Raw genomic sequence first — 6,449 nt, 5'->3', positions numbered from 1 at the left:
GGGTGCCGCGGACGGGTGCCGCGGACGGGTGCCGCGGACGGGTGCCGCGGACGGGTGCCGCGGACGGGTGCCGCGAACGGCTGCCGCGAACGGGTGCCGCGAACGGGTGCCGCGAACGGCTGCCGCGAGCCGCGGCCGCCGCCGACTGAACCTCCGCGCGCACTACCGCGCGGCACTGACCCGCTTCGGCAGCACGAACACGAGCAGCAGGGCCAGCACGCTGAACGCGGCGCTGACGCCCATCGCAGCGGTGGCGCTGGCGGTGAAGCCGTCGGCGAGGGCCGCAGGGGTCGGGCCCGCCACCACCAGGGTGCCGAAGAACACGCTGCCGATGACGGCGATGCCGACCGCACTGCCGACCCGCTGCATCACGCCGACGACGCCGCTGGCCGCGCCGGCCTCCGAGCGGTCCACGGTGGCCACGATGAACTGGGCGTTCGGGGCGATGAAGAACCCGCTGCCGAGGCCGGCGATCGCGAGCGGCGGCAGCAGCTCCCAGTTCGTGATCTCGGGACCGATCAGCAGCAGGGCGAGCCAGATCCAGACCAGCCCGATGGTGACCAGCGCCACGCCGATGATCAGCACCGTGCGGCCGAGCCGCTGGGCCAGCCGGTTGCTCTGAGACGCCCCGATGATGGTGCCGAAGGCGAACGGAATCGAGACCAGCCCCGACTCGAGCGCGGTGTGCCCGAGCCCGGCCTGCCAGAGAATCGAGATGGTGAAGAAGATGCTGGTGAAGGCCGCGAAATAGACCAGGGCGAGCACGATGCCACCGCTGAAGGCCGGATGCCGGAACAGCTTCGGCGGCACCAGCGGGCTCTTGCCCCGGTGCGTGTAGTGAACCTCCCAGGCTCCGAACGCCACCACCAGCAGCGCACCGGCCGCGAGGGTGAGGTAGGTCCAGAGCGGCCAGCCCTGGTCCTGGCCCTCGATCAGCGGCACCAGCAGGGCCACCAGCCCGCCGGAGATGAGCAGCAGGCCCACCCAGTCGATGCCGCCGCGCTCGTCACCGGCGGCGCGCTCGGCGCCGGCCGGCAGCAGGATGGCGGCGGCGATCAGGGCCGCGACGCCGATCGGCAGGTTGACCCAGAAGACCAGGCGCCATCCGTTCTCGTCGCCGAAGGCCTGGATGATCACGCCACCGAGGATCGGGCCGAGCGCCGTGGAGACGCCGATGACCGAGCCCATGATGGCGAACGCCTTGCCGCGGGCCAGTGGCGGGAACAGCAGCTGGATCACGGCGGTGACGGCCGGCACGAACATGCCGCCGGCGAGGCCCTGCACGACGCGGGCGATGATCAGCTGCAGGTCGTTCTGCGCGAGCCCGCAGGCGAGGCTGGCGAGGGTGAACAGCAACAGCCCGGTGAAGAAGACCCACTTATGGCCGATCCGGTCCCCGAGCCGGCCGGCCGGGATCAGGGCGATTCCGAAGGCGAGCGCGTAGCCGGAGATGATCCAGGAGAGGGTGGCCTCCGAGGCGTCGAGGCTGGTGCGGATGGTGGGCAGTGCCACGTTCACGATGGTGGTGTCGAGCAGGGCCATGAACATGCCGGCCAGCAGCACGACGAGGGCCTGCCAGGCGTGCCGTGAGACGACGGGTGCGGGCGGGGAGGCCCCGGGGGTCTTGGACGGGGTGGTCTTGGACATGGTCCGGATCCTCTCGAACGCTGGGGTGGATCGAACACCGTGGTGCGTCGAACGCTGTGGGGAACAGAAAACCCCCACTCCGAAGAGTGGGGGTTTTGTGTATCTGTCGGGGTAACAGGATTTGAACCTGCGACCTCGTCGTCCCGAACGACGCGCGCTACCAAGCTGCGCCATACCCCGATGGCCCGTGAGCCTTGTCAAGTATAACCCCACGAACGGGCAGGTCTCGACCTTTGGACGGCCTTCACGCAACCTGCCCGCGAGCTGCGGGTGACCCGCGCGCGGCCGCGACCTACGCGGCAGTGAGCGTGAGCAGGGTGGCCTCCGGCGGGCAGGCGAAACGCACCGGCGCGTAAATGGAGGTGCCCAGGCCCGCGGACACGTTGAGGTAGGCCGAGTGCAAGCCGGAGTCCCAGAGGCTGAGCCCCTTGACCTGCTGGCGCGGGATGTCGCAGTTGGTGACGAGGGCGCCGAACCGGGGAACGCAGACCTGGCCGCCGTGGGTGTGCCCGGCCAGGATCAGCTGGGCGCCGTGGTTCACGAAGGAGTTGAGCACGCGCTGGTAGGGCGCGTGGGCGACACCGATCGTGAGCGTCGGCCGCGGTTCGCTGGCCTCCTCGGGGTCGGGCCAGTGCTCCTCGGAGAGCGGGTCGCTCGCCCGCAGGTCGTCGATGGCGCGGGTGATCAGGTCGAGGCGGTCGCGCCTGATGTGCGGGTCGTCGACGCCGAACAGCTCGAGGTGGGTGCCGTTGAGGTCCAGCGCGCCGGCGGCGTTGTTGAGGTCGACCCAGCCGAGGTCGGCGAAGACGGCGTGCAGCCCGTCGATGTCGAGCTTCTCGTGCATCGCCGTGCGCAGCAGCGACGGCGCACCGAAGTACTTCAGTGGGTTCTTCAGAATCGGCCCGAAGTAGTCGTTGGAACCGTTGACGAAGATGCCCGGGATGCCGCGGAACGCCTCCAGCGCATATTCGATCCCCGGGATTCCGTCGGCGTGACCGAGGTTGTCGCCGGTGTTGACGACCAGGTCGGGCTTCAGCCCGGCGAGGCCGCGCACCCACTCCTGCTTGTCGCGCTGCCAGGGCGCCATGTGCAGGTCGGACAGGTGCAGAACCTTGATCGGGTCCGAACCCGGCGCGAGCACCGGAACGTCAACCTCGCGCAGGGTGAACATGCGGCGCTCCACGAGCGAACCCCAGGCGAACGCGGCGGCTCCGGCCGCGACGACCGCGCCGGTGCTCAGAGCGAGGGCGCGGCCCGCGGAGCCGGCCCGGCTCATCCGTTGCCCTTTCCGTTGCCGTTGGCGAGCTTGCCGACCACGATCGTGACGGCGCTGCCGGCTGCCGCACCCGTGCCGCCGGCGGGCGTCATCGAGAGAACGATGCCCACCTGCTTGGGATCGGTGACGTCCTGCTCCTTCTTATCCACGGCGAACCCCTGAAGGGCGGCCGTGGCCTCGGCCTCGGTCTTGCCGACGACGTCGGGTACCGCGCCGAGGTTGCCGTTGCTGGAGAACAACGTGATGGTGGCGCCGCGGCTCGCGGTGCCCGACGGGTCGGTGCGGGCCACGGTTCCGGCGGGCAGCTCGGAGTCGGTTGCTCCGCCGTCCACGACCTCGAACCCGGCGGCCTGCAGAACGGACGTCGCGTCGGCCATGGACTTGCCCCGCAGGTCAGGGATCGGAATCGGCACGGCCTGCAGCACCTTGCCGGAGGCCTCGGCGAAGGGTTCCCCGCCGTACTTCGCGTTCGCGACCGACATGACTGCGGGCCACATCCGGTGACGGGCGGTGGCGGCAGTGCCCTGGTCCCAGTAGACCTGGCGCTGGTTGATGTCACCGGTGACGCTGACGACGCCCACGACGGTGGCGACCTTGCTGCTCGACCCGCTCATCCAGGTGTCCTTGTTGCCGTCGGTGGTACCGGTCTTGCCGATCATCGGCACGCGCGGCTTCGTCGCGCTGTTTGACGCGGTGGCGGTGCCCTCCGTCATCACTTTCTGCATGGCATAGGTCATGCCGGCGTCGACCTCAGGGGTGACCGCCTGCGTGCACTCGGACTTGGGCGGGGCCATTTCGGTGCCGTCCGGCCCGATGATCTTGTCGATCACGATGGGGCTGCACTTGACGCCGTTGTTCGCGATGCCGGCGAAGGCGACGGCCATGCTCAGCGGGGCGACCTCGTTCGTGCCGAGCACCGCCGAGGGTCCCTGTTCCAGCGGTTCGAGGTTGGCACGGTGTACGCCGAAGGCCTCGGCCGTCTTACGGATGCCGCAGAGGTCGAGTTTCTTCGCCATCCCGATGAATCCGGTGTTGATGGAGCCGATCGTCGACTGGAGTGCGCTGTAGTTGGCGCCGGACTCGTTCGCATCGTTTTTCGGGTTGAAGGCGTAGCTCGCGTTGCCGTTACAGCTGTCCTTGAACACGCCCCAGTCCGATTTGCGACGGGAGTCGACCCGCTCGTTGAGCGAGTGTCCCTCGGTCAGCCATTCGCCCAGGGTGAAGACCTTGTAGGTCGAGCCGGGCTGGAACCCGCTCGAGCCGCCCTGGTCGATGTCGGTGTTGTAGTTGATGCCGGTGAAGTTCGCACCGGTGGCCTGGACTGCCGGGTCCTGGCTGTAGTCCTTGTTCTGGGTCATGGCCAGCACGCGGCCGGTTCCGACCTGCACGCTCGTGATGACGCCTCCGACATCCCAGTTGGGGTCCGTCTTGGGGACGTTCTCCGTCAGGGTCGCCTCGGCGGCGTCCTGCAGGTCAAGGTCGAGGGTCGTGTAGATGTTGTAGCCGCCGCGACGGAAGTTGGCCAACCGTGCGGCCTCGTCGGCTCCGAACGTCGAATCAGTCTGCAGGGTGTGCACGACGAGGTCGCAGAAGAACGCGCTGCCGCCGGCGGTCTGGCAGCCGGTGCTCGGTTCCGTGATGGTCGGCTCGATCGGCGTGGCCAGCGCGGCGTCATAGTCGGCCTGGGTGATCTTCTTGTACTTGAGCATCTCGCCGAGGATGTAGTCGCGGCGCTCCTTGTTGGCGGCGTACCCATTGGCGGCGCCGTTGGTTTCGCTCGCGGGGTCGTCGAGCTGGAACTTCACCGGGTTGTTCACGATGGCCACGAGGCTGGCGGCTTGCGGCAGGGTCAGGGCCGCGGCGCTGGTGTTGTAGTAGTAATTGGCAGCGGACTCGATGCCGTAGACGGATCCGCCGAAACCGTTGATGTTCAGGTACTGCCGCAGGATGTCGTCCTTGGGGTACTTCTTCTCCACCCCGATCGCCAGGCGCATCTCCTTGAGCTTCCGGTCGGGGCTGGTCTCCGTCGCCAGGTCGTAACAGGCGGTGCGCTTCTTCTGGTCGGCGAGCACCTCGCACTTCTGCACGAGAACGTTCTTGACGTACTGCTGGGTGATCGACGAGCCGCCGCGGGCGCTGCCGGTGGCCACGGTGCTCACGACGCCCTTGATGGTGCCTTCGAGGTCGATGCCGCCGTGCTCGTAGAAGCGCGGGTCCTCACCGGCGACGGCGGCATCCTTCACGAACTGGCTGATGCCATCCCAGGGAACCTCAACGCGGTTCTGGTCGTAGAAGGATGCGAGCAGCTGGGGCGTGCCGTCGGTGTGCATGGCATAGATATTGCTCTTCTGCGAGAGCTGGTCGATCGAGAGGTAATCGGGTAGGTTCTCGAAGACGTTGATGGTGTTCGTGGCGGTCATGCCCGAGAGGGCCAGCGCGGGAGTGACCGCAGCGGTGACGAGGACGCCGGCGATGGCGCTCATCCCGACGAAACCGAGGAGCCCGGCGAGGGCTCCACTGACCGAACGATTTATGGCAGACATACAATTGAGACTAAGTGACAAATCTGAAAAACAGCCTGAATCGGAGCCATATGCCTGCCTGGGAGTACCTCACCACCCCGCTGATGATTCACAACACAGCAGCCATCCTGAACAACTGGGGCTCTGACGGCTGGGAGCTCGTGCAGGTCGTTCCCGGGCCCGAAGGCGGGCTCGTCGCCTACCTCAAGCGCCCCCTCGCCACCGAAGGAGCCTGAACCATGTCACAGATCAAAGCCCGCCTCGCCGAGCTGGGTATCGACCTGCCCAGCGTCGTGCCGCCCGTCGCCACCTATGTTCCGGCCGTGATCAGCGGTTCGCTGGTCTTCACCTCCGGTCAGCTGCCGATGGTCTCCGGGGCGCTCCCGGCCACCGGCAAGGTCGGTGACGGCCACGGCCTCGTTCCCGCCGCCGACGCCCAGGCGTACGCCCGGCAGTGCGCGCTGAACGCGCTCGCCGCGATCGAAGCCGTGATCGGTTCGCTCGATCGCATCACGCAGATCGTCAAGGTCACCGGTTTCGTCGCATCCGCCCCGTCGTTCACGGGCCAGCCCGGCGTCATCAACGGGGCGTCGCAGGTTCTCGGCGAGATCTTCGGCGACCGGGGCGTGCACGCACGCTCGGCCGTCGGCGTCGCCGTGCTGCCGCTGGACTCGCCGGTCGAGCTGGAGCTGATCGTCTCCTTCGCCTGACCTCGCTCCCTGCCCCTCGCTCCCTGCCCCTCGCCCCTCGCCTGGCCCCCGCTCCCCGTGCTGAGGCCGGCAGCCCCGAACGAATTCGACGGAGATTTTGGTTTAAAAGTGCGAAATGGGCTCTGAAACGGCGTTCTAGCCCAAAATCTCCGTCGAATTGGTTGGAGGGGGCTGCGTTGGGGGCCGGTTTAGGCGGGCGGCGCGGCGCGCTGCGCGGAGCGGGCTGCGCGGGTCACGCGGGCTGCGCGGGTCACGCGGGCGGCGCGGGTCAGGCGCGCCGGGCGTGACGGATGC

5 protein-coding genes and 1 tRNA gene are annotated in these 6,449 nt (G+C 68.2%); 2 read left to right on the top strand and 4 right to left on the bottom strand.

Features of this window, described 5'->3' with window-relative positions; genetic code table 11:
* Positions 1 to 162: 162 nt before the first annotated feature.
* The 4 genes from E3T42_RS08310 to E3T42_RS08295 all read right to left on the bottom strand — a co-directional run bounded on the left by E3T42_RS08310 (position 163) and on the right by E3T42_RS08295 (position 5,466).
* Positions 163 to 1,647, bottom strand: a complete 1,485-nt coding sequence (locus E3T42_RS08310; RefSeq protein ID WP_134402807.1) for an MFS transporter — start codon at positions 1,645 to 1,647, stop codon at positions 163 to 165.
* 106 nt (positions 1,648 to 1,753) lie between these two features.
* Positions 1,754 to 1,827: transfer RNA gene (locus E3T42_RS08305), tRNA-Pro, on the bottom strand.
* 112 nt (positions 1,828 to 1,939) lie between these two features.
* On the bottom strand, positions 1,940 to 2,923 hold the full coding sequence (locus E3T42_RS08300; protein WP_134367996.1) for a metallophosphoesterase: 984 nt from the start codon (positions 2,921 to 2,923) through the stop codon (positions 1,940 to 1,942).
* Positions 2,920 to 5,466: a transglycosylase domain-containing protein gene (locus E3T42_RS08295; protein WP_134402806.1), complete on the bottom strand. Its 2,547-nt coding sequence runs from the start codon at positions 5,464 to 5,466 to the stop codon at positions 2,920 to 2,922. The genes E3T42_RS08300 and E3T42_RS08295 overlap by 4 nt, the downstream gene beginning before the upstream one ends.
* A gap of 50 nt (positions 5,467 to 5,516) precedes the next feature.
* Here E3T42_RS08295 and E3T42_RS08290 point away from each other — a divergent pair, with 50 nt between their 5' ends.
* Both E3T42_RS08290 and E3T42_RS08285 read left to right on the top strand, forming a co-directional pair.
* Positions 5,517 to 5,681 (top strand): DUF4177 domain-containing protein, encoded by a 165-nt coding sequence (locus E3T42_RS08290; protein WP_134367998.1) that lies wholly within the window; start codon positions 5,517 to 5,519, stop codon positions 5,679 to 5,681.
* Between the two features lie 3 nt (positions 5,682 to 5,684).
* Positions 5,685 to 6,155 carry a RidA family protein gene (locus tag E3T42_RS08285; RefSeq protein ID WP_134402805.1) on the top strand — a complete coding sequence of 157 codons (471 nt, stop codon included), beginning with the start codon at positions 5,685 to 5,687 and terminating at the stop codon, positions 6,153 to 6,155.
* Positions 6,156 to 6,449: the final 294 nt, after the last annotated feature.

The organism is Cryobacterium sp. TMT4-10, from assembly GCF_004403275.1.
Lineage (GTDB): Bacteria > Actinomycetota > Actinomycetes > Actinomycetales > Microbacteriaceae > Cryobacterium > Cryobacterium shii.
This window is presented reverse-complemented; position numbering and strand designations above follow the sequence as displayed.

Bases quoted from the DNA above. Each gene is read 5' to 3' on its own strand.
- E3T42_RS08300 (WP_134367996.1), bottom strand. From the start codon at position 2,923: ATGAGCCGGGCCGGCTCCGCGGGCCGCGCCCTCGCTCTGAGCACCGGC.
- E3T42_RS08310 (WP_134402807.1), bottom strand. From the start codon at position 1,647: ATGTCCAAGACCACCCCGTCCAAGACCCCCGGGGCCTCCCCGCCCGCA.
- E3T42_RS08290 (WP_134367998.1), top strand. From the start codon at position 5,517: ATGCCTGCCTGGGAGTACCTCACCACCCCGCTGATGATTCACAACACA.
- E3T42_RS08285 (WP_134402805.1), top strand. From the start codon at position 5,685: ATGTCACAGATCAAAGCCCGCCTCGCCGAGCTGGGTATCGACCTGCCC.
- E3T42_RS08295 (WP_134402806.1), bottom strand. From the start codon at position 5,466: ATGTCTGCCATAAATCGTTCGGTCAGTGGAGCCCTCGCCGGGCTCCTC.